Raw genomic sequence first — 19,232 nt, forward strand, 5'->3', positions numbered from 1 at the left:
CGATAATAGAGTATGACTAACAAAGAGTTAAGCGTCATAGCAATTTAATCTCCGCTATCGGGCCTGATACCGGAGATATGACTGGCTGGGCGACCCTGATAGGGTCGCATCACTGTTTACTCAGTGATCAGAGGAGGAAAACTTTTGATTAACTCATCGACCGCTTTCATCTGGGCCAGATAAGGTTCTAGTTTGTCTAATGGCAAGGCGCAGGGGCCATCACACTTAGCCTTGGTTGGATCAGGGTGGGCTTCTAAAAATAGCCCTGCAATCCCTTGGGCTAAACCGGCTCGGGAAAGCTGTGCAACCAGTGCGCGGCGGCCATCGGCTGAATCACTGCGTCCACCGGGCATCTGTAGTGCGTGGGTGGCATCAAACATGATTGGATAACCCATCTCTTTCATAATGGAGAATCCGAGCATATCGACGACGAGGTTGTTGTAACCAAAGCTACTGCCCCGCTCACAAAGAATAAGGTTGCTGTTGCCTGCTTCTTCGCACTTATTGAGAATATGGCGCATCTCTTGTGGCGCGAGGAACTGGGCTTTCTTGATATTAATCACGGCGCCGGTTTCGGCCATCGCCTGTACTAGATCGGTCTGGCGAGAGAGGAAGGCGGGTAGCTGAATAATATCGCAGACTTCTGCCGCAGGTGCAGCCTGAGACGGTTCGTGAACATCGGTGATAATGGGAACATTAAAGGTCTCTTTGATCTCTTGCAGAATTTTGAGGCCTTCATCCAAACCGGGTCCACGAAAGGAGGTAAGTGATGAGCGGTTTGCTTTATCGAAAGAGGCTTTAAACACATAGGGAATGTTTAGTCGGCGGGTCACCTCAACATAATGTTCGGCGATCTGCATCGCTAAGTCTCTAGATTCTAAAACATTCATGCCGCCAAACAGAACCATTGGCGTCTCGTTTGAGATTGAAATATCCCCGGCTTTAACCACTTTCTGTTGCATATTTACCCATCCTATCAGTTTTTTATAGCCGCTTGATTATACGTTAATCTTTTCAGATGTAAGGTATATTTATAGGCTATTCGTTTAAAAAATCTGCCATAGGAGATGGGTATGTCTGGCACATCGCAGGTCGATGATGAGGCGTTGGCGTTATTAGAGCATTTACTGGCATCGAGTCAGGCTCTACAGCTGGCCACCTTGGGGGAGGGGCCTGAAGCGAGTTATGCGCCTTTTGTATTTACCGAAGGTGCGCTGTATATCTATATCAGTGAGTTAGCGGGGCATACAGAGAATCTGATGCGTTCGTCTGCAGTTGGCGCTATGTTGATTGAGGATGAAGCGGCGAGTCGAAATCAGTTTGCCCGAAACCGAATCATGTTGCAGTGCTCTGCCGCAGAGGTCGGTGCTGATACTGAGGAGTATGATGCGGTGCTCGCTTTATATCGAGAAAAGCACGGCCCTACCGTCGATCTGTTACGCAGTTTACCTGACTTTATATTATTTCGGTTAACGCCACGGGAAGGACGCTTAGTGATCGGGTTTGGGCGGGCCTTCACGCTACAGCTGCCCGGTTTTCAGCTACAGCCTATCACGGCTAAATCGTGAGATAGGCGGTAGCAGGGTTAAACAGGAGGTCATGCAGCGTGATGGTTTCTAAAACGGATACTTTATCCGCCTTCCATCATGTAAATAACCACGGTTTTGACTAAAAAGGCCGCCAACCCTAGGCCTAATGCAAAAAACAGTACGATGGTGCCGAATTTACCTGCATTCGATTTTTTGGCTAGATCGTAGATGATAAAAAATATATAAGCGGCAAACACCGTGATGCCGATATTCAGAGATATTGCTTCAATTTCTGCCAGGCGCACGCTGAAATCCTTCTAATGAATGGAGAGGAGCCCAGATTTTACCGAGTCAGGCGGGATATATGCAATCGTATTGATGCAAAAAAAGCATCCAGCCTTGCGGAATATCTTAGGTATAAGCTTGGGTTGTGTCCCGCTGTTGAGGATAAAAGAGAGGAGATTGTCAAAAATGATAGTGTATTTGACTGAGGTGGACGTGATCTAGGAGGCACGCTTTCACTTGATCGCGGCCTCCTCGGATTATTTTGTTGCGGTTTTAGCCCTCTTTTTTGCACAAAACATAGGTAGCAAAAAGAGTCGCAATAATGGCTAGCGGGCCGACGACCATCAGTGCTTCAGCCATTGTGATGCCAAACAAGAGTTCGGGTGTCCAGCCGCACAGTTCCCAAGGCTCAAACATGGCGGGGAACCATTTATCCAGTGCAAACCAGTCCGGCAAGCCTGAGCCCATGCTGCAACTACCGTCAATTAAGTTGCGTTCAATGGCAAAGGTTAGCCAAGAGCGTTCTGTTAGCCCTATGGCGGCGATCACCGTTAGCACACTAATAAAGATGCGGACAGGGCGGCTTTTATGGCCCAGCAGCCCGAATATGCCTAATAGAATAAAGGCCATTACCCAGATGCGAACATGGATACAGAGTACGCAGGGACCATAATTCAGGCCATATTGATAATAGAGCGCTACCGCTTCCATGATGACACCGGCAACAATCATCGCCAGCCAATACCATTGGCTGCGCACAAAATAGCAGAGGGCGTTGAACATTGAACATTCCTGTTATTAAACGATTAATGGTGAATAGTGGCTGATCTGATTCCGGAACACTAAAGAAGTTCAGCTCGGGTTGCTATCTTACCCCTAGCGGAGGCTGAATCAATAGTCAGGGGTGACGCGGGACTTCAGCCAACTGTTTTTGAACCTACTTAGGTGTTTATTCCTGAAAGTGGATCTGGCTATTAAAGGCGATAACGACACGATCTTTCTGTCCAAAGTAGGGCATGGCCGCATGTTTTAAGTAGGAGGGGAAAATCACCACCTGACCTTCTACGGCTGAAAAATCCCAGCTACCGGTACCGTTTAGATAAGAGGTGCCGGCATCTAGGTACTGATCGGCGCCATGGCGGGGGTCATAAAAACGGTTGATACCGTTGCGGCTGTGGATATCGCACTCGCCGGCATCGATATAGTAGATACCACACCAAGAACAGTTAGGGTGTGCGTGGGTGTCGTGATAACCGCCGTTTTCGGTGATATGAAACCAGGATTCGACAATATCGGCCCTCGCCTGAGCGCCTTCTGGCCAAAAGGGTTCGTTAACCGCACTGGCAACCGTGACCAGCATCGCTTCAATAAACTCACGTAATTCTGAAATCACCGGTTCTGGGCGTTGCAACAGATCCAAGGTGCTTTCATAGAGTGCGTGTTTGGCGGTGGGAGCAACATCGCTCTCGATCGCTTGATGCTGGTTATCCCGCAATGTATAGATAAGTTTGAGCAGAGGGTCACGGATGTCACTGTGTAATGGATTTTGCACAGTGAACATCTGAGTTTCCCAGACACTGATATCTTCTATAAGGACGTCCGGTTGTTGCATAGTGAGAATCTTATTCCGTGGTGTTGAGTATGTTCATGAGTGCGTGGGCATGGTCTGCCGCTTCATGGCCAAGAGGGGTGAGATAGCCGCCATCAAAGAGGGTGATCAGCTTTTTATCAAACAGTCGTTGCGTGGCATCAACCAGTGCTTGTGCAGCAACATCGTGATGTACCTTAAGTCCTTGATGATCACTGCTTTGGCTAAAGCGAATGAGCATGTTGATCTCTTCCATAATCTCGTTGGTGTAAGGCATTATGTAAATCTCCGTGCTATTACATTTTCTCACACATTGGCACAGGATAACGACGAGGTACAGAGGAAGCGTTAATTAATCTGACAGTTATTGATATGAGGCGTTCTTTTGGAGCGTTATTGTGCGTCTTTGTTGGCGTCAATCTGCATCGGTAGGATTAGCTGTGTTTTATGCATTTAGATTAAGTGGTGGGGCGTTTTACGTGTGGCGTTTTTTGAGGGGTTGAATGTGTTTAATCACGACGGTCTTCGCTGAAGAGTTACCGCTAGGTCGTAAACAGCAGGCACAAAAAAGCCTCGCTATTAACGAGGCTTGATTGTTTAAATAACTGGTGGGTGGATGATACCCCTTCGGGCCGTTGCACAAAGAGCGTGCAACGTTGTCTGTGTTCGCAAGCTCACTTCGACTCGAGCCACGTCGGCGGTCTTCACCCACCTCGCACTCACTAATTAGATCGTAAGCAGCAGGCACAAAAAAGCCCCGCTATTAACGAGGCTTGATTGTTTAAATAGCTGGTGGGTGGATGATACCCCTTCGGGCCGTTGCACAAAGAGCGTGCAACGTTGTCTGCGTTCGCAAGCTCACTTCGACTCGAACCACGTCGGCGGTACTCATCCATCCCCCACTCACTAATGAGATCGTAAGCGACAGGCACAAAAAAGCCCCGCTATTAACGAGGCTCAAATGTTTAAATAACTGGTGGTGGGGGGTGGATTCGAACCACCGAAGCTCGCGCGTCAGATTTACAGTCTGATCCCTTTGGCCACTCGGGAACCCCACCACAGAGAGCGCGTATACTATTGACTTGTGACTGCGCTGTAAAGCGAAAAGATCATTATTATGTAATGTTTCAAAATTGGGAGTTCGCCGGGAAAGGCGATTAAAGAGAGTGTGCTCGTTTTAAGTAATAGGTAAGGGGTCAGATTGTGTTTAAGTCAGCCGGAGTTGAACTTAGATAAGAGAATGCTGTTCTAGGTGTAGCGCTAGGAATATTCGAAGTAGGGCTGTGTCGTTTCCATGATTGGCTCGATTCTTTTTAAGCCATTTCTTAAATCATGCTGCAGTCTAGAGCCGAAGGGCGTCAGATTGGCCCTGTTATGCTCAGGTAAAAAGGTCGCGCATGTTATTGACTTTCAATTGTACTGTAAAGCGAAAAGACCATTATTTTTTGCTGAATGAGCGGTTTTTTTTGTGATTACTAGAATTTATCAATTGTCGGTTTTTAATTAAAATTTTTCTCAATTTAAGGCTGTTTTCTACAATGCCGATGGCACGGGCTTTTGACCTGCTTTTACGGGCCGACTACACCCATAAAAGGGCAAAATCAAGAGTTGTAATTTTGTTGTTTTTCACTATATTTAGTGGCTGTTATTTAGGTGCGCACTACATATAGTGTGACAGTGGTCGTGGCAACACTAGTCTTTAGCGTCGTGTTGGGGACATCACTCAACTCGATATACTGACGACATTCTTTATTCGAACTCCGCACTGGAAAGGTTCAGTGAAGAAACCTTATTTTTTCATACTTGGGAACGCGAAATGCAAGACATATTGGTAACGAAGCGGAATGGTCGACAAGAGAAGCTAGACCTTGAGAAAATTCACCGAGTCGTTATCTGGGCCGCCCATGGTCTTCAGAATGTCTCAGTTTCACAGGTAGAACTTAAAGCCCATATTCAGTTTTATGACGGGATTAAAACCGCCGATATCCATGAGACTTTGATTAAGTCAGCGGCGGATCTGATCTCTGAAGATGCTCCCGATTATCAGTATCTGTCTGCCCGACTGGCTATCTTTCATCTGCGTAAGCGTGCTTTTGATAGCTTCGAGCCACCCCATCTGTTGGCCCATGTGACGAAGATGGTGGATGCCGGTCGTTATGATAAACACCTGATCGAAGATTACAGCGAAGAAGAGTTTAATCTGCTGAACGAATATCTCGATCATAGTCGGGATATGAACTTTAGTTATGTCGCGGTTAAGCAGCTAGAAGGTAAGTATCTAGTTCAGAACCGTGTTACCCACGAGATCTATGAGAGTCCGCAGATCCTTTATATGCTAGTAGCGGCTTGTCTATTCGCTAACTACCCGAAAGATACTCGACTCGAGTATGTGCGTCGTTTCTATGATGCCTGCTCTCTGTTTAAGCTGTCTCTGCCAACGCCGATTATGGCAGGCGTGCGTACGCCAACCCGCCAGTTCAGCTCTTGTGTGCTGATTGAGTCCGGTGATTCGTTGGATTCTATTAATGCCACCGCCAGTGCGATCGTTAAGTATGTGAGTCAGCGGGCCGGTATCGGTATCAACGCGGGTCGTATCCGTGCATTGGGTAGCCCTATCCGAGGTGGTGAAGCGTTTCATACCGGCTGTATCCCGTTCTATAAGTATTTCCAAACCGCGGTGAAATCCTGCTCTCAGGGTGGTGTTCGTGGTGGTGCGGCTACTTTGTTCTACCCGCTTTGGCACCTTGAAGTTGAATCGCTGCTGGTATTGAAAAACAACCGTGGTGTGGAAGAGAACCGTGTTCGCCATTTAGACTATGGTGTGCAGCTGAATAAGCTGATGTATACCCGTTTGATCAAGGGTGGTGATATCACTCTGTTTAGCCCCCACGAAGTACCTGGGCTTTATGATGCGTTCTTCGCAGATCAAGATGAATTTGAACGCCTCTACCTGCAATACGAGCAGGATGAATCGATTCGTAAGAAAACCATTAAAGCCGTTGAGCTATTTGGTATTCTGGCTTCAGAGCGTGCTTCGACAGGCCGTATCTATATTCAGAATGTGGATCACTGTAATACACACAGTCCCTTTGATGCCAAAGTGGCACCGGTTAAGCAATCGAACCTCTGTCTTGAGATCGCTCTGCCAACCAAACCATTGAACGATATTAATGATCCGGAAGGTGAGATCGCGCTCTGTACTTTGTCTGCGTTTAACCTCGGCGCATTGGATAACTTAGACGAGCTGGAAAACTTAGCAGATCTGATCGTACGTGCATTGGATAGTCTGCTCGATTACCAAGATTACCCGATTAAAGCCGCGAAGATTGCCTCGATGAATCGTCGTACACTGGGTGTTGGGGTAACTAACTTTGCCTACTACCTGGCTAAAAATGGCGTGCGTTATTCCGATGGTTCGGCGAATGGCCTGGTACATAAAACCTTTGAAGCCGTGCAGTACTATCTGCTGAAAGCTTCGAATCAGCTGGCAAAAGAGCAGGGCCCATGTAAGTTGTTCCACGAGACTAATTACGCGAAAGGGATTCTGCCTACCGATACCTATAAGCGTGAAGTGGATGAGTTCTGTGATGAGCCACTGCACTACTTCTGGGAAACATTGCGTGAAGATATCCGCGAATTTGGTCTACGTAACAGCACACTGACCGCCTTGATGCCGTGCGAAACCTCTTCTCAAATTACTAACTCAACCAACGGTATCGAACCTCCGCGTGGTTATGTGAGTGTTAAGGCGAGTAAAGATGGTGTCATGAAGCAGGTTGTGCCTGAGTATGCTGAGCTGAAAGATGATTATGAACTGCTGTGGCAGATTCCATCCAATGACGGTTACCTACAGCTGGTGGGCATTATGCAGAAGTTTGTCGATCAGTCTATCTCGGCAAATACCAATTATGATCCTGCGAAATTCCCTGGCGAGAAAGTGCCGATGAAGAAGTTGCTGCAAGATCTACTGACCGCCTATAAATATGGGGTTAAAACCCTTTATTACCATAACACCCGCGACGGTGCGACCGATCAGCACGATGATATGAGTGGTTGTGACAGCGGTGCTTGCAAGCTATAACGGCTTGCACCCCTTAGCTTTAGTAAGTTTAGGCCGGTTGTTAGCTTAACTGCCGGCAAATAGTTTTGACCCCCTGTTCAGGGTAAGAGTATTGATGCGACATGCTATATTCAACGTTTGATCCGACTTTCAATGATGCCACTAAAGAGCCGATGTTTTTTGGCCACAGCGTTAACGTCGCCCGTTACGACAAGCAAAAATATCCCATTATTGAAAAGCTGATCGATAAGCAGTTGTCGTTTTTCTGGCGGCCCGAAGAGGTTGATCTATCGACCGACCGTAAAGACTTTATGGTGATGCCGGATCATGAGAAACATATCTTTCTCAGTAACCTGAAATATCAGACGCTGCTTGATTCTGTTCAGGGGCGTTCACCCAATATGGCGTTTCTGCCGGTAGTGTCGCTGCCTGAACTGGAGACTTGGTTAGAAACTTGGTCATTCAGCGAAACGATTCACAGTCGCTCTTACACCCATATTATTCGTAATATTCTCACCGAACCGTCAGAAGTGTTTGACGAGATCGTGACTAACGAAGAGATCGTTAAGCGGGCGCGCAGTGTGACGCGTTTGTATGACGAGTTCATCGAGTTGGTGAATGTGTATATGATTCAGGGGCCGGGTGAGCATGTTATCGATGGTAAAACCTACGATACGAGCCTGTATAACCTTAAGAGTAAACTGTATCTGACCCTAGTGTCGGTTAACGTCCTAGAAGCCATCCGTTTTTATGTTAGTTTTGCTTGTTCATTTGCCTTTGCTGAACGGGCGATCATGGAAGGCAATGCTAAAATTATTAAATTGATCGCTCGGGATGAGGCACTGCACCTAACGGGTACTCAGTTTATGCTCAATATGTTGGCGTCCGGCGCCGACGATCCTGAATTTAAAACGATCGCTAAAGAGTGTCAGCCTCAGGTATATGAGATTTTTCGTGAGGCTGCCGAGCAGGAAAAAGAGTGGGCTAATTACCTGTTTAAAGATGGCTCGATGATCGGTCTCAACGCGCGAATTTTGTCCGACTATGTCGAATATATTACCAATGTGCGGATGAAAGCACTTAACCTTGATGAAATCTTCCCGCCTAAACAGAACCCTCTGCCTTGGATGAATGCATGGCTAGTCAGTGACAATGTGCAGGTAGCCCCACAAGAAGCGGAGATTAGCTCCTACTTGGTCGGTGCTATCGACAATGAAATGGGTGAAGATGACTTCGATGGTTTCGACCTCTAAGGAACGGGTCATGTCAGGAATACCAAGAATAAAGGTGAATAATTTCAGCACCTTTTATTATCAGTATGAGTTTTCTCTGCTCGATGCGATGGAAGCGCAAGAGATTCCCGCGCCCTATAATTGTCGTGGCGGCTACTGCGGTTGCTGTCGCGTTCGCTTGATAGAGGGTGAGGTGGAAGAGGTGCAGGATGCACTGTATGACACCGTGGGCGATGAGATTTTAGCCTGCTGTTGTAAGCCTGTTTCCCATATTGAGATTGAGATACCAGAAGACTAATAGGGGTTAACCCGCGAATAGGGGTAGCTATTCCTCATGCTGTTATCATCAATCGATAGCTGTTCGTCAATGAACACCTGTATCACCCCCTTCGCTACCGATCCTACTCGAACGGCCTTAGCCAAAGCACCTCACCTTAACGTTATAAAAAAACAGCCTAAAACGGGTTGGTAAATAGCATCCAGCAAAAAAGTTCTTAACAGGCAGAAAAACGGATGTGCATACCCACGCGTTTAATTATCCACACCTGATGATTGAGCCTTGTAGTGAGTGCTAACCTATTGAAAATAAATAGAGTTGTTCTAGTGTGCTGCTTTTATAGACAATTCCCTCTAAGCCCCGTACTATCGACTTCACAGCGACTTACCAAAAAGTAATGCACTGATTTATCCACAGAATTTGTGTATGATAAAATACTTGAATAAGTTACTTGTTACAGGCATGGGGTAGGCGACACTCAGTGCTATCCTGCCCCTTTTATGTCGTCGTGATAGCGCGGTGATTAAGGTGTGCAACAGGGGTTAAGTGAGGCGCTAGTATGGCTGTACCATCGAGGCTCTTCGGTGTTGCTACGATGGGTTAGTGCAATGCAAAGATCGCTTTAGTCAACTATCTTCTGAAGTGAGAGGCAAACTTCGGTAGAATAAGGTTTCCTTTGATTTCCGATCAAATTCAGGCTCAGTATTCATGAACAGAAAGAAGAAAATAAACAGCATATTGAAAAAACGTGCTAAAAAAGCCAACGCAAAAGTACATGTGTCGGGTAAGCCACGCTATATCTCTAAAGATGAACGTGCCAATCTGGAACAGCAGGACGTTGAGCAATGAGCGGAACGCAACAAAATAATCCGCTGCATGGTGTAACGCTACAACAGATCGTGATTGATCTCCAAGACGAATATGGCTGGGAAGAGCTCGGACGGCGGATCAATATTCGCTGTTTCCAGAGTGATCCTAGTGTTAAGTCTAGCCTTAAATTTTTACGTAAAACGCCTTGGGCAAGAGAGAAGGTTGAACAGTTGTGGGTTCACTCGCAGCGAAACGTTCGCTGAATATATCTTTTCTGAATAAGCCCTCTGAGCAACTCAGAGGTGTCGTCTATTATCGGTTAGCTGCCGTTACTCTTTAAGCCGTTCCTCACTCCGCCTATCGCTCTATTTTCCTGAATGAACGCTAAGAGAGAGACTGTGCGTCAGTCTCTTTTTACCTCTTTGGTGAATGGGGTGCCTCTGCGTATTTCACTTTTTGACAGAAGGGTTAATAGAGGTTAAGGATCGACGAACTGTTCACTCTAAAATCTCGAGTGAGTTGACGGTGAAGCACGCAGTTGTACGTATCACCGCTTATGTCATAGCGTTTCAATATGGGTCGATTTTGTATTGCGCACGAGGGTGATTAACGACTTTGAAATGGTTGGAATCATTAGGATTTTTTTGGCGATTATGGGTTGCATTATCATAAAAATATTTTCTTTAAACTGTCCGTCAATGACGACAGGAATGTAGTGAGTAACTACTCTCTTTTGAGGCCGTGAAAGAAGCGCTGTCATCAAATTGCAATATTTAATTCACAGCAGAATGTAAATTTTTATGATGCTGGGTTAGGGTTGGCGAAAAACTATTATAAATTCCTGTTGTAATACGTAAGTTATTGAAAAATAAAAGCTAAAATTTGTGTGTCGTTTATGTGTACGATTTGTGTCAGGGCCAATAACCACGGGCGTTTTAGACATCTGCCCCAATACTACTAACAGTTTTATCCACAGAAAATGTGTACAACTAGTCCGGTGCATAACTGCTATTGGTGGAAGGGTCTATTTTGTCACTGACGCTTAAAGATGACAGTTAAATGACATTCTACAGCGGTGTCTATAGGTGATGATCTGGGCCCGTTTATGCGCAGTTTAAAGCGCTTACGCTGAGTCGATCTGGTGAGGTGTTAATTGAAATATTCAGTACAGTTAGGTGGTTGTCTAGAGGGAAGCAAACCGGTTGAGCAACCGTTTGCTTCAGCGATGACAAGAGAGGTTATTCTGCTTTATCTTTGTATTCACAGAGGTCTTCAATCAGGCAGGAGCCGCAGCGAGGTTTACGGGCGACGCAGGTGTAACGTCCAAGCAGGATAAGCCAATGATGTGCATCCACAAGGAACTCCTTGGGCACAAAGCGCATCAGTTTCTTTTCCACCTCCAGTACGTTTTTACCCGGTGCTATTTTGGTACGGTTGGAAACCCGAAAAATATGGGTGTCCACGGCCATGACCGGTTGGCCAAAGGCGGTATTGAGCACCACATTGGCGGTTTTACGTCCTACGCCGGGTAATGCTTCAAGGTCTTCTCGATTATCAGGCACAATGGAGTGATGCTGTTCAATCAGCATTTTACAGGCCTTAATAATGTTTTCGGCTTTAGCGTTATACAGACCGATGGTTTTTATATAGCTCTTTAAACCGTCCACCCCGAGTGCATAGATCGCTTCAGGCGTGTTGGCGACGGGGAACAGCTTGCGGGTTGCTTTATTGACACCGACATCGGTTGATTGGGCCGATAGCGCGACAGCCACCAACAGTTCGAATGGGCTGCTGTACTCAAGTTCGGTTACTGGGTGAGGATTGGCTTCCCGCAGGCGGGCAAAAATCTCATAGCGTTTAGCAGCGTTCATTCGTTTCGTTCATTGTCAGTTGAAGAGGGCTGTATGGTATCGGGCTGGGTTAATGCGGGCAAGGGTGCTGGTAGACCGTCTGCCATTAATGGTGACGGCCGCTGGGCTCTGAGACTAAGTGTTGAGGTTAAAGCCGGTGTTGTGATGGGCATTTATAGAGTGGCTGATATATAGTTAAGTGCGTGCTTGTTAGGCCTTGGGGGTCTGTATGGTGAATCTACCGTTGGCTGAAGATAGAAAGCTATTAGTCATCTACCGGGTTGAGTCGGGCTGTTTGGGGCCTGAAGGTAAAAAATTAGTGGCTGAGTTTTGTCGCTTTGCTCAGGAGCAGATTCAATCTCAGGATTCCGATGCGATTAGATGGAATATCGTGCCGAGAAACAGTAAAACACTTCCTGAAATAGAATATAATGTGGTCGGTAAGAGAATAAGCTATTCTCAAGCTGTTCGGTACTTAGCGTTGTTCGGTAAAAGCCTCGATAAATTCGAAGGCCATTTGGGTGAAAGGATTGCATTATTTATAGAGGATTTTATGAGTCGTACATAATCGTCTCATCACTCAGTTTCTTTAAACCTCCGCTGATACGTTTGGCCACACGATTAAATGGTATCGAGTACTCATACCAACCACCCTTATGGAATTACAATGAAAAAGACGTTTCACTTAGCGCACCCTAAGCTCACTGTGCCAAGGCATGTTGATGCCATTAAGCATGAAGTTAAAAAGTATTTAAAAAGAGAGCGTCATAAGACGTTGCCAGAAGGTGCTGATTTCTGGGATTTTGATTGCCGTTTTGGCGATGATGAAGCATCTAGTGCTGAGATTCATCTGTCTGAGATCAGCAAAAAAATCTCAGAAGTTGAAGCTAAAAACCAAGAATCCTTCTATCTAGAGATTCTGGCTAAACCCGGCTTTCGCACTGAAAAACCTGAATAACGCGATAATGAGCTAAAGAAAAGCGACCCGATGGTCGCTTTTTTTATTTGTTTTGAGTTGTTTTGCTTCGTTGGCGGTAACCTTTGCCGCCGATACCGTTCTGAATATCTCGTCATCGATGATGAGACACCTCAGTCAGGGGCAGAGGTTTGCTGTCAGCTTCCTTTAGCGGTGCTCACCCAACGTTCCGCTGGCTTCGCCCTTATCTCGTTTCGCCGCTTTTTTCTCTTTGGCGGTCATGAGTGGTTTTTTCTTCGATTCTTTCTTACTGTTCTTATCTTTGCTCATGTTAGTGCTCCAGGAAATATTGAATATTTACAGAACAACCACAGTCACTCTTTTTAACAGTACGATCAGGCACACAGAGGCGCTGTAGGGGCTGTTAAATGGATAGGGAGTAATAATGGAGCTTTTGAACTTAGCCGAGGCTACACAGGAAGGATTGTCATGATGTGCAGGAAGGACAGATCATCATAGCACGCAAAGGGACGGGCCGTGATGATCATTCACTGTTTGCTGCGAGATCTCAGTATCCAGGCCTCGCAGCAAAGGGTTTGCTATCAGGATATATTACCGGTCACCCGAACTCGGCGGGTTTCAGCGCCCGGTTCTGTCGGGACGGCAGGGGCTTTGCGTTTCTCTTCTAAGCGTTTATCAATAATATTTTTGACGGCGATTAACAGCCCCATACCGACAAAAGCACCCGGTGGCAGGATGGCGAAGAGAAAACCGACATAATCTTCAACGATAATAATCTTCCAGCTTTCAGCCGCTGGGCCAAAGAGTAACTGCATATCACTGAACAGTGTGCCCAGGCCCAGTATTTCGCGCATACCGCCTAACACCATCAGCACTAATGTGAAGCCAAGCCCCATCATGGCGCCATCGAGCAGAGACGCGCCGACGGGGTTTTTGATGGCGAAGGCATCGGCACGGCCCATGATGGCGCAGTTGGTGACGATCAGCGGGATAAAGATACCGAGAATGGTATATAGCTCGTAGGTGAATGCCTGCATTAAGAGTTCGATACAGGTGACGAACGAGGCGATAATCATCACGAATACCGGTAAGCGTACCGATTCCGGAATAAATTGACGGAACATCGAGATGCTGAGGTTTGATCCCATCAAGACGATGGTACTGGCAAGCCCCAGTCCCATGGCGTTGACCACGGTGCCGGTAACGGCGAGTAGCGGGCAGAGACCGAGTAGCTGCACCAGTGCTGGGTTATTATCCCAGAGCCCGTCGAGGGTGATTTTTTTGTAATCATTGGCCATCTTGTTTAGCTCCCGGTGCTGAGTTCAGATCAGCGCGGTTATCCAGTAGTGCGCTTTTATGTTCGCGAAAATAGTGAATCGCCCGTCCCGTGGCATTCACGACCGCCCGTGGGGTGATCGTCGCGCCGGTAAACTGATCAAACCGGCCGCCATCTTTCTTCACCGCCCAAGAGGGGTCTTGTTTCCCCTCATAGCGCTGACCGTCAAAGCCATGCAGCCAGTTAGATTTTTTCAATTCTACCTTATCACCCAGCCCCGGTGTTTCTTTGTGGGCGAGTACCCGAACACCGGCAACGGATTCATCGGCATTGATACCGACAATCATATCGATATTGCCGGTATAACCATCGGGTGCGGTGACCGGAATAATAATCGTCGTGACCTGACCCTGACGGCGTGCTCGAAATATATCGACCGGCTGATCACTGCCGGTGAGCGCGGGTTCATTAATCGCGATGGTATCTTCTAGCAGGTTATTATCGATGCTGTCTTTCGGCACGATCTGATACAGGGCTTTAGCCCGTGCTTCCTGTTCGTTGATCTGTATTTGGTCTTTGGTATAAACCTGAGTCAGGGCGATAGCACCCGAGGTGATAACGGCAAAAATACTCAGGCCCAATGCGCTGTTGCGAATAGCAGTTAACATGTCCATTACTTCATTCCCCGGTTAGGTTTGGCATGGCCATAGCTGCGGGGTTGAGTGTACTGATCGATAAACGGAGCACAGAGGTTCATCAGCAATATGGCGAAGGCGACAGCATCGGGGTAGTTACCCCAGGTGCGGATAACAAACACCAGCAGTCCAATACCGGCACCAAACCAGAGTTTGCCTTTATTGCTGGTGGCTGAGGTTACTGGATCGGTAGCGATAAAGAACGCCCCTAGCATCGTGGCGCCGGTGGTCAGGTGAAAGAATGGATCGGGATACTGATCAGGCATCAGAAGGAAAGAGAGTGTTGCCAGTAGCGTCAAGCTGGCCAGCATGGCGACGGGGGTGTGCCAGGTGAAGATTTTTTTATACAGCAGAAAGACGCCGCCCATAAAATAAGCCGCACTGACCGCATGCCAAGCACCAATGCCGTTGGCTAGGAGAGCATCTTTGACCCACATCTCTTCGGTCGTAAAGCCGCCGCGGTGACGCATAATGTCCAAGGGTGTTGCCATCGTATGGGCATCAACCGCAGCGCCGGCGGTACCAAAGATGGCGCTCAGGGTGTCACCTAGGGATACCACGGCCCAGCCATCACCATTCATCACAAAGGGGCCTGCCCAGCTGGTCATCTGTATCGGAAATGAAACCAGTAAGAGGGCGTAGGCGACCATCGCGGGGTTAAAGGGGTTACTGCCCATGCCGCCATAGAGTTGTTTGGCAATGATAATGGCGACAATAATCCCCACCGTCATCACCCACCAAGGGGCGAAGGGGGGCAGGGCGAGTCCGATTAGGACGGCGGTCACCAGTGCACTGTAGTCGGTAAGATAAAAACTGACTGGACGCTGGCGTAATTTTACACAGGCCGCTTCTAGTGCAATGGCCAATAACGAGCCCCAGAGCACTTGAATAAGTGTGCCCCAACCAAAAAAGAAGGTCATTGCCGCTAGCCCGGGCAGGGTAGCCATCAACACAGTAAGCATCACGCTACCGGTGTTGCCTGGACGATGGGCGTGGGGTGATGTGATTCGTATCAGTGACATTCTATCTACTCAGGTCTGCCGCTTTATTTAACAAGGTGTTGTCTAGCAAAAAGATTGGACAACACCGCTGTTTAAAAAGGATTAAAAAAGAAAACTTAGTCATATCCGGCCTAGTCAGAAAAACGTTCTAGGGTGGCATTCAGCTTGTCGGCTTTTGCTCGGATGCTCAGAAGTTCTGTTTCCAATGATTGTTTACTCTCTTGCTCCGCCTTACTCAAGGCGCGTTCCGCTTTGGTGACGGCGGCCCGTGCTAAGGCTGCATCGATCTTCAACTGTTTTAGATCGATCCCTTCGCTGGCGGCAGCCGCAATTTTGTCCGCTTCGGCGGCATCGAAAGAGGCTTTAGCCGCGTCATGGCGAGCTCGAAGTGCTTCTATTTCGGCCATTAGCGAAGCGTTATCTTCACCCTCGGGTAATTCCGCTAGCTGTTTTTCCGCTTTTTTGAGCTTGGTGCGCATAATCGACACCTGCTGCTTGAGTGCCTTAAGGTCGATCGCCGGAGCCTCTTCTGCCTTTCCTTCGGCGTTTGTCTCTAGATGACCTTTGGCTTGAGTTAACTCTGCTTGCAAGCCTTTAAGCTTCTCTTTTAGTTTCTCGACGCCGGCGGCCATTTTATCGGCGGCGGGGCTGCCGGATTCAACCGCAGCCTTCCAAGCGTTTTCCGCTTTATCCACTTTGCCCTGCAACGTGGTGATCTCAGCGTCTAAAGCGGAGGTATCAACAGTCGCAGCAGGTTGAACCGCTGAACGGGCTTGAGTTAACTCTGCTTGCAAGCCTGTAAGCTTCTCTTTTAGTTTCTCGACGCCGGCGGCCATTTTCTCGGCGGCGGGGCTGCCGGATTCAACCGCAGCCTTCCAAGCATTTTCTGCTTTATCCACTTTGCCCTGCAGCGTGGCGATCTCAGTGTCTAAAGCGGAGGTATCAACAGTCGCAGCAGGTTGAACCGCTGAGCGGGCTTGAGTTAACTCTGCTTGCAAGCCTGTAAGCTTCTCTTTTAGTTTTTCGACACCGGCGGCCATTTTCTCGGCGGCGGGGCTACCGGATTCAACCGCAGCCTTCCAAGCATTTTCTGCTTTATCCACTTTACCTTGCAGCGTGGCGATCTCGGCTTCTAAAGCGGAGGTATCGATGGCAACTGGGCTGACCGTGCCGCTGTCGGCGGCTTGATAGGCCTTTTCTGCATCGGCTGATTTCGCCTGCAAGGCGACGACCTGCGCTTTCAGTGCGTCAATATCACCTTCGCCACCGGCCTCTGCGGCCGCCAGTTGTTTTTCCGCTTTCTTTAGCTTAGTGCGAGCGATAGCGGCATTGCTTTTGAGTTGCTTCAGGTCGGTTTCGGGGGCCGCAGCGCTTTTGGCGGGTGCCTGTTGGGCCTCGGTGTAGGCTTTCTCTGCTAACTCCGATTTGAGTTGTAACTGCTTCAGGGTGGCTTGCAGTGTTTCGATGCCATCCAAGCCTTTATCTTGGGCGTTGGCGAGCGCTTTTTCCGCTTTTCTCAGCTTAGTACGGGCGATGGCCGCGTTACTCTTTAACTGTTTCAGGTCTGGAACGCCGGCGTCGGTTGGATTGTTCGTTGCCGGTGAGGCGGCTTTATTGAAAGCGGCGTCTTTCTTCGCGGCCTGAGCGGCGGCAGCTTCGATCGCACGCTGCTTACGGCGCTCCTCTTTCTCGATTTTATCTCGCTCTAAACGTGCTAAGCGGGCTTCAAAGCGAAGACGGGCGTGGTCTGCTTTGCGCTGTTCATCATCCTCTTTGCGAATCTCAGCCTTGGCAAAACGGTAATACTGCACCAACGGTATATTGCTCGGGCAGACGTAAGAGCAAGCGCCGCACTCGATACAATCAAACAAGTTGTGATGGCGAGCTTTATCAAACTCTTTACCTTTGGCAAACCAATACAGCTGCTGTGGTAATAGTTCGGCTGGGCACACCTGTTCACACATGCCGCAGCGGATGCAGGCCTGAGCGGGTGGCTGTGGCGGCATTTCGTGAATACTGGCGGCAATCAGGCAGTTGGTGGTTTTGATCACCGGTATCTGCTCGTTAGTGACAGTAATCCCCATCATTGGGCCGCCAATAATCAACCGCTGCATCTGCGCGCGGTCGACGCCAGAGTGGTTGAGCAGGTCGGCTATCGGTGTGCCAATGCGCACTTCATAGTTTTGTTTATGATTAGCGGACTCACCGGTGACGGTCATGATACGTGAAATAAGCGGTTCACCGAGGATGACCGCCCGATAGACAGCGGTGGTCGTGCCGACGTTTTGGCAGACAATCCCCACATCGGCGGGAATCTTACCGCTAGGCACTTCAACACCGGTGAGTAGCTTGATCAGTTGTTTTTCACCGCCGGAAGGATACTTGGTCGGGGTGATAACGATATCGAGATTAAGATGACTTTTATCTAACGCGTCATGCAGGGCTCGAATCGCTTGAGGCTTGTTATCTTCGATACCCACCATGATATGCAGTGGTTTAAGCAGGTGAGCGATAATTTCAATCCCGCCTAGGATTTCATCGGCTCGCTCACGCATCAGCATATCGTCGGCGGTAATGTAGGGTTCACACTCGGCGGCGTTAATAATCAATGTATTGACGATATGGTCATCGCCGAGGTGTAGTTTTACATCGGTTGGAAAGCCTGCGCCGCCCATGCCGGCCACACCGGCCTGACGGATATATTCGATCAGTTCCGGTTTGGCCAGTTGGGTGTAATCGGGCAGACCTTGATGCTCAATCCATTCATCTTGGCCATCGGATTCAATGACTAAGCAATCGGCATCCATTCCCGATACATGGGGGACGGGGTGAGGTCCGATATCAACCACGGTACCTGAAATAGAGGCGTGGATATTAGCGCTGATACGACCAATGGCTTCGGCAACCCGTTGGCCTTTTAATACCCGATCACCGACCTTAACAATCGGGTCTGCCGGTAAACCGATATGCTGCTGTAGTGGCAGAATAATGCGGGATGGCAGGGGCGCTAACGAGATGGGTGCGCCGGTAGACTGTTTTTTGTTCTCAGGTGGATGAATGCCGCCGTGGAACTGATGTACTCGAATGGTGTTTTTCATCCCTTAACCTCCAGCGCAATGCCTGGCTGACGGTCGGTGGCAATCAGCTCTATGCCGGGTTTCGGGGCTGGCCACTGCCAGTTATTCAGTGAGGGTTCGAGTGGTAACATATCAATACAATCGACAGGGCAGGGTTCAACACAGAGATCGCAGCCGGTACATTCCGACACGATGACGGTATGCATCTGTTTAGCCGCCCCGAGAATCGCATCGACCGGGCAGGCCTGAATACATTTAGTACAGCCGATGCATTCATCTTCGCGAATATAAGCGACTTTTTTGATCGGCTCTTCCGCATCTTCGGCATCGAGAGGGAGTGCTTCAACATCCAATAGATCTGCCAAGGCTTCAACGGTGCTTTGGCCTCCCGGCGGGCACTTGTTAATGGCTTCACCGTTAACGATCGCTTCCGCATAGGGGCGACATCCCGGGTGGCCACATTGGCCACATTGGGTTTGTGGTAGTAGAGCGTCGACCTGATCAACCAGAGGGTTGCCTTCGACTTTAAAGCGGATTGAGGAATAGCCTAGTAGGATACCGAACACCAGACCTAGCCCTAACAATACCAGCACGGCGACTAATACAGCGCTCACG

20 protein-coding genes and 1 tRNA gene are annotated in these 19,232 nt (G+C 48.4%); 8 read left to right on the top strand and 13 right to left on the bottom strand.

Going from position 1 to position 19,232, the window contains the following annotated elements; genetic code table 11:
* Window positions 1-116: 116 nt before the first annotated feature.
* The gene (gene kdsA, locus EH243_RS11340; protein WP_126158781.1) at window positions 117-962 is read right to left on the bottom strand and encodes a 3-deoxy-8-phosphooctulonate synthase; all 846 of its coding nucleotides are present in this window, start codon (window positions 960-962) and stop codon (window positions 117-119) included.
* A gap of 111 nt (window positions 963-1,073) precedes the next feature.
* Here kdsA and EH243_RS11345 point away from each other — a divergent pair, with 111 nt between their 5' ends.
* Window positions 1,074-1,568 carry a HugZ family pyridoxamine 5'-phosphate oxidase gene (locus EH243_RS11345; RefSeq protein WP_206441598.1) on the top strand — a complete coding sequence of 165 codons (495 nt, stop codon included), beginning with the start codon at window positions 1,074-1,076 and terminating at the stop codon, window positions 1,566-1,568.
* Between the two features lie 62 nt (window positions 1,569-1,630).
* On the opposite strand, the gene EH243_RS11350 is transcribed toward EH243_RS11345, so the two are convergent.
* The 5 genes from EH243_RS11350 to EH243_RS11370 form a co-directional block, all read right to left on the bottom strand.
* Window positions 1,631-1,834 (bottom strand): DUF2788 domain-containing protein, encoded by a 204-nt coding sequence (locus EH243_RS11350; protein ID WP_126158783.1) that lies wholly within the window; start codon window positions 1,832-1,834, stop codon window positions 1,631-1,633.
* Between the two features lie 253 nt (window positions 1,835-2,087).
* Window positions 2,088-2,597 (bottom strand): disulfide bond formation protein B, encoded by a 510-nt coding sequence (locus tag EH243_RS11355; protein WP_126158784.1) that lies wholly within the window; start codon window positions 2,595-2,597, stop codon window positions 2,088-2,090.
* A gap of 166 nt (window positions 2,598-2,763) precedes the next feature.
* Window positions 2,764-3,426, bottom strand: a complete 663-nt coding sequence (locus tag EH243_RS11360; protein ID WP_126158785.1) for a TIGR02466 family protein — start codon at window positions 3,424-3,426, stop codon at window positions 2,764-2,766.
* A gap of 10 nt (window positions 3,427-3,436) precedes the next feature.
* The gene (locus EH243_RS11365; RefSeq protein WP_126158786.1) at window positions 3,437-3,679 is read right to left on the bottom strand and encodes a TIGR02647 family protein; all 243 of its coding nucleotides are present in this window, start codon (window positions 3,677-3,679) and stop codon (window positions 3,437-3,439) included.
* Between the two features lie 697 nt (window positions 3,680-4,376).
* Window positions 4,377-4,460, bottom strand: a tRNA-Tyr gene (locus EH243_RS11370).
* 758 nt (window positions 4,461-5,218) lie between these two features.
* Here EH243_RS11370 and nrdA point away from each other — a divergent pair.
* The 5 genes from nrdA to EH243_RS11395 all read left to right on the top strand — a co-directional run bounded on the left by nrdA (window position 5,219) and on the right by EH243_RS11395 (window position 10,044).
* Entirely contained in the window at window positions 5,219-7,483 is a 2,265-nt protein-coding gene (nrdA, locus tag EH243_RS11375; protein WP_126158787.1) for a class 1a ribonucleoside-diphosphate reductase subunit alpha, read from the top strand.
* 101 nt (window positions 7,484-7,584) lie between these two features.
* Entirely contained in the window at window positions 7,585-8,715 is a 1,131-nt protein-coding gene (gene nrdB, locus EH243_RS11380; protein WP_126158788.1) for a class Ia ribonucleoside-diphosphate reductase subunit beta, read from the top strand.
* 10 nt (window positions 8,716-8,725) lie between these two features.
* Window positions 8,726-8,992, top strand: coding sequence for a class I ribonucleotide reductase maintenance protein YfaE (gene yfaE, locus EH243_RS11385; protein ID WP_126158789.1), 267 nt, complete (start codon window positions 8,726-8,728; stop codon window positions 8,990-8,992).
* Between the two features lie 687 nt (window positions 8,993-9,679).
* Window positions 9,680-9,820, top strand: coding sequence for a DUF2986 domain-containing protein (locus EH243_RS11390; protein ID WP_126158790.1), 141 nt, complete (start codon window positions 9,680-9,682; stop codon window positions 9,818-9,820).
* Window positions 9,817-10,044, top strand: a complete 228-nt coding sequence (locus EH243_RS11395; RefSeq protein WP_126158791.1) for a VF530 family protein — start codon at window positions 9,817-9,819, stop codon at window positions 10,042-10,044. The genes EH243_RS11390 and EH243_RS11395 overlap by 4 nt, the downstream gene beginning before the upstream one ends.
* A gap of 975 nt (window positions 10,045-11,019) precedes the next feature.
* On the opposite strand, the gene nth is transcribed toward EH243_RS11395, so the two are convergent.
* Window positions 11,020-11,652: an endonuclease III gene (nth, locus tag EH243_RS11400; RefSeq protein WP_126158792.1), complete on the bottom strand. Its 633-nt coding sequence runs from the start codon at window positions 11,650-11,652 to the stop codon at window positions 11,020-11,022.
* A gap of 208 nt (window positions 11,653-11,860) precedes the next feature.
* On the opposite strand from nth, the gene EH243_RS11405 reads away from it, so the two are divergent.
* Together EH243_RS11405 and EH243_RS11410 are read left to right on the top strand one after the other, a co-directional pair.
* Complete coding sequence (locus EH243_RS11405; RefSeq protein ID WP_126158793.1) at window positions 11,861-12,199, top strand: hypothetical protein; 339 nt, start codon at window positions 11,861-11,863, stop codon at window positions 12,197-12,199.
* Window positions 12,200-12,298: 99 nt separating this feature from the next.
* Window positions 12,299-12,589: a DUF6172 family protein gene (locus EH243_RS11410; protein WP_126158794.1), complete on the top strand. Its 291-nt coding sequence runs from the start codon at window positions 12,299-12,301 to the stop codon at window positions 12,587-12,589.
* 165 nt (window positions 12,590-12,754) lie between these two features.
* Here EH243_RS11410 and EH243_RS18785 read toward each other — a convergent pair whose 3' ends face one another.
* The 6 genes from EH243_RS18785 to rsxB form a co-directional block, all read right to left on the bottom strand.
* Window positions 12,755-12,877, bottom strand: a complete 123-nt coding sequence (locus tag EH243_RS18785; protein ID WP_277600710.1) for a hypothetical protein — start codon at window positions 12,875-12,877, stop codon at window positions 12,755-12,757.
* A 272-nt stretch (window positions 12,878-13,149) separates the two neighbouring features.
* A complete protein-coding gene (locus EH243_RS11415) occupies window positions 13,150-13,866 on the bottom strand; it encodes an electron transport complex subunit E (protein WP_126158795.1) in 717 nt (238 codons plus the stop codon).
* Complete coding sequence (rsxG, locus tag EH243_RS11420; protein WP_126158796.1) at window positions 13,856-14,518, bottom strand: electron transport complex subunit RsxG; 663 nt, start codon at window positions 14,516-14,518, stop codon at window positions 13,856-13,858. Before rsxG ends, EH243_RS11415 begins: the two co-directional genes overlap by 11 nt.
* Window positions 14,518-15,561, bottom strand: a complete 1,044-nt coding sequence (gene rsxD / locus EH243_RS11425; protein WP_126158797.1) for an electron transport complex subunit RsxD — start codon at window positions 15,559-15,561, stop codon at window positions 14,518-14,520. Before rsxD ends, rsxG begins: the two co-directional genes overlap by 1 nt.
* Before the next feature lie 110 nt (window positions 15,562-15,671).
* Window positions 15,672-18,638 carry an electron transport complex subunit RsxC gene (gene rsxC / locus EH243_RS11430; RefSeq protein WP_126158798.1) on the bottom strand — a complete coding sequence of 989 codons (2,967 nt, stop codon included), beginning with the start codon at window positions 18,636-18,638 and terminating at the stop codon, window positions 15,672-15,674.
* A complete protein-coding gene (rsxB, locus tag EH243_RS11435; RefSeq protein ID WP_126158799.1) occupies window positions 18,635-19,231 on the bottom strand; it encodes an electron transport complex subunit RsxB in 597 nt (198 codons plus the stop codon). Before rsxB ends, rsxC begins: the two co-directional genes overlap by 4 nt.
* Between the last annotated feature and the right edge of the window lies 1 nt (window position 19,232).

Source organism: Amphritea opalescens, assembly GCF_003957515.1.
Taxonomy (GTDB): domain Bacteria; phylum Pseudomonadota; class Gammaproteobacteria; order Pseudomonadales; family Balneatricaceae; genus Amphritea; species Amphritea opalescens.

Coding starts and splice junctions, on each gene's coding strand:
- EH243_RS11395 (WP_126158791.1), top strand. CDS start 9,817: ATGAGCGGAACGCAACAAAATAATCCGCTGCATGGTGTAACGCTACAA.
- nrdB (WP_126158788.1), top strand. CDS start 7,585: ATGCTATATTCAACGTTTGATCCGACTTTCAATGATGCCACTAAAGAG.
- rsxD (WP_126158797.1), bottom strand. CDS start 15,561: ATGTCACTGATACGAATCACATCACCCCACGCCCATCGTCCAGGCAAC.
- EH243_RS18785 (WP_277600710.1), bottom strand. CDS start 12,877: ATGAGCAAAGATAAGAACAGTAAGAAAGAATCGAAGAAAAAACCACTC.
- EH243_RS11345 (WP_206441598.1), top strand. CDS start 1,074: ATGTCTGGCACATCGCAGGTCGATGATGAGGCGTTGGCGTTATTAGAG.
- EH243_RS11415 (WP_126158795.1), bottom strand. CDS start 13,866: ATGGCCAATGATTACAAAAAAATCACCCTCGACGGGCTCTGGGATAAT.
- rsxG (WP_126158796.1), bottom strand. CDS start 14,518: ATGGACATGTTAACTGCTATTCGCAACAGCGCATTGGGCCTGAGTATT.
- EH243_RS11405 (WP_126158793.1), top strand. CDS start 11,861: ATGGTGAATCTACCGTTGGCTGAAGATAGAAAGCTATTAGTCATCTAC.
- rsxC (WP_126158798.1), bottom strand. CDS start 18,638: ATGAAAAACACCATTCGAGTACATCAGTTCCACGGCGGCATTCATCCA.
- nrdA (WP_126158787.1), top strand. CDS start 5,219: ATGCAAGACATATTGGTAACGAAGCGGAATGGTCGACAAGAGAAGCTA.
- kdsA (WP_126158781.1), bottom strand. CDS start 962: ATGCAACAGAAAGTGGTTAAAGCCGGGGATATTTCAATCTCAAACGAG.
- EH243_RS11365 (WP_126158786.1), bottom strand. CDS start 3,679: ATGCCTTACACCAACGAGATTATGGAAGAGATCAACATGCTCATTCGC.
- EH243_RS11410 (WP_126158794.1), top strand. CDS start 12,299: ATGAAAAAGACGTTTCACTTAGCGCACCCTAAGCTCACTGTGCCAAGG.
- nth (WP_126158792.1), bottom strand. CDS start 11,652: ATGAACGCTGCTAAACGCTATGAGATTTTTGCCCGCCTGCGGGAAGCC.
- yfaE (WP_126158789.1), top strand. CDS start 8,726: ATGTCAGGAATACCAAGAATAAAGGTGAATAATTTCAGCACCTTTTAT.
- EH243_RS11355 (WP_126158784.1), bottom strand. CDS start 2,597: ATGTTCAACGCCCTCTGCTATTTTGTGCGCAGCCAATGGTATTGGCTG.
- EH243_RS11390 (WP_126158790.1), top strand. CDS start 9,680: ATGAACAGAAAGAAGAAAATAAACAGCATATTGAAAAAACGTGCTAAA.
- EH243_RS11360 (WP_126158785.1), bottom strand. CDS start 3,426: ATGCAACAACCGGACGTCCTTATAGAAGATATCAGTGTCTGGGAAACT.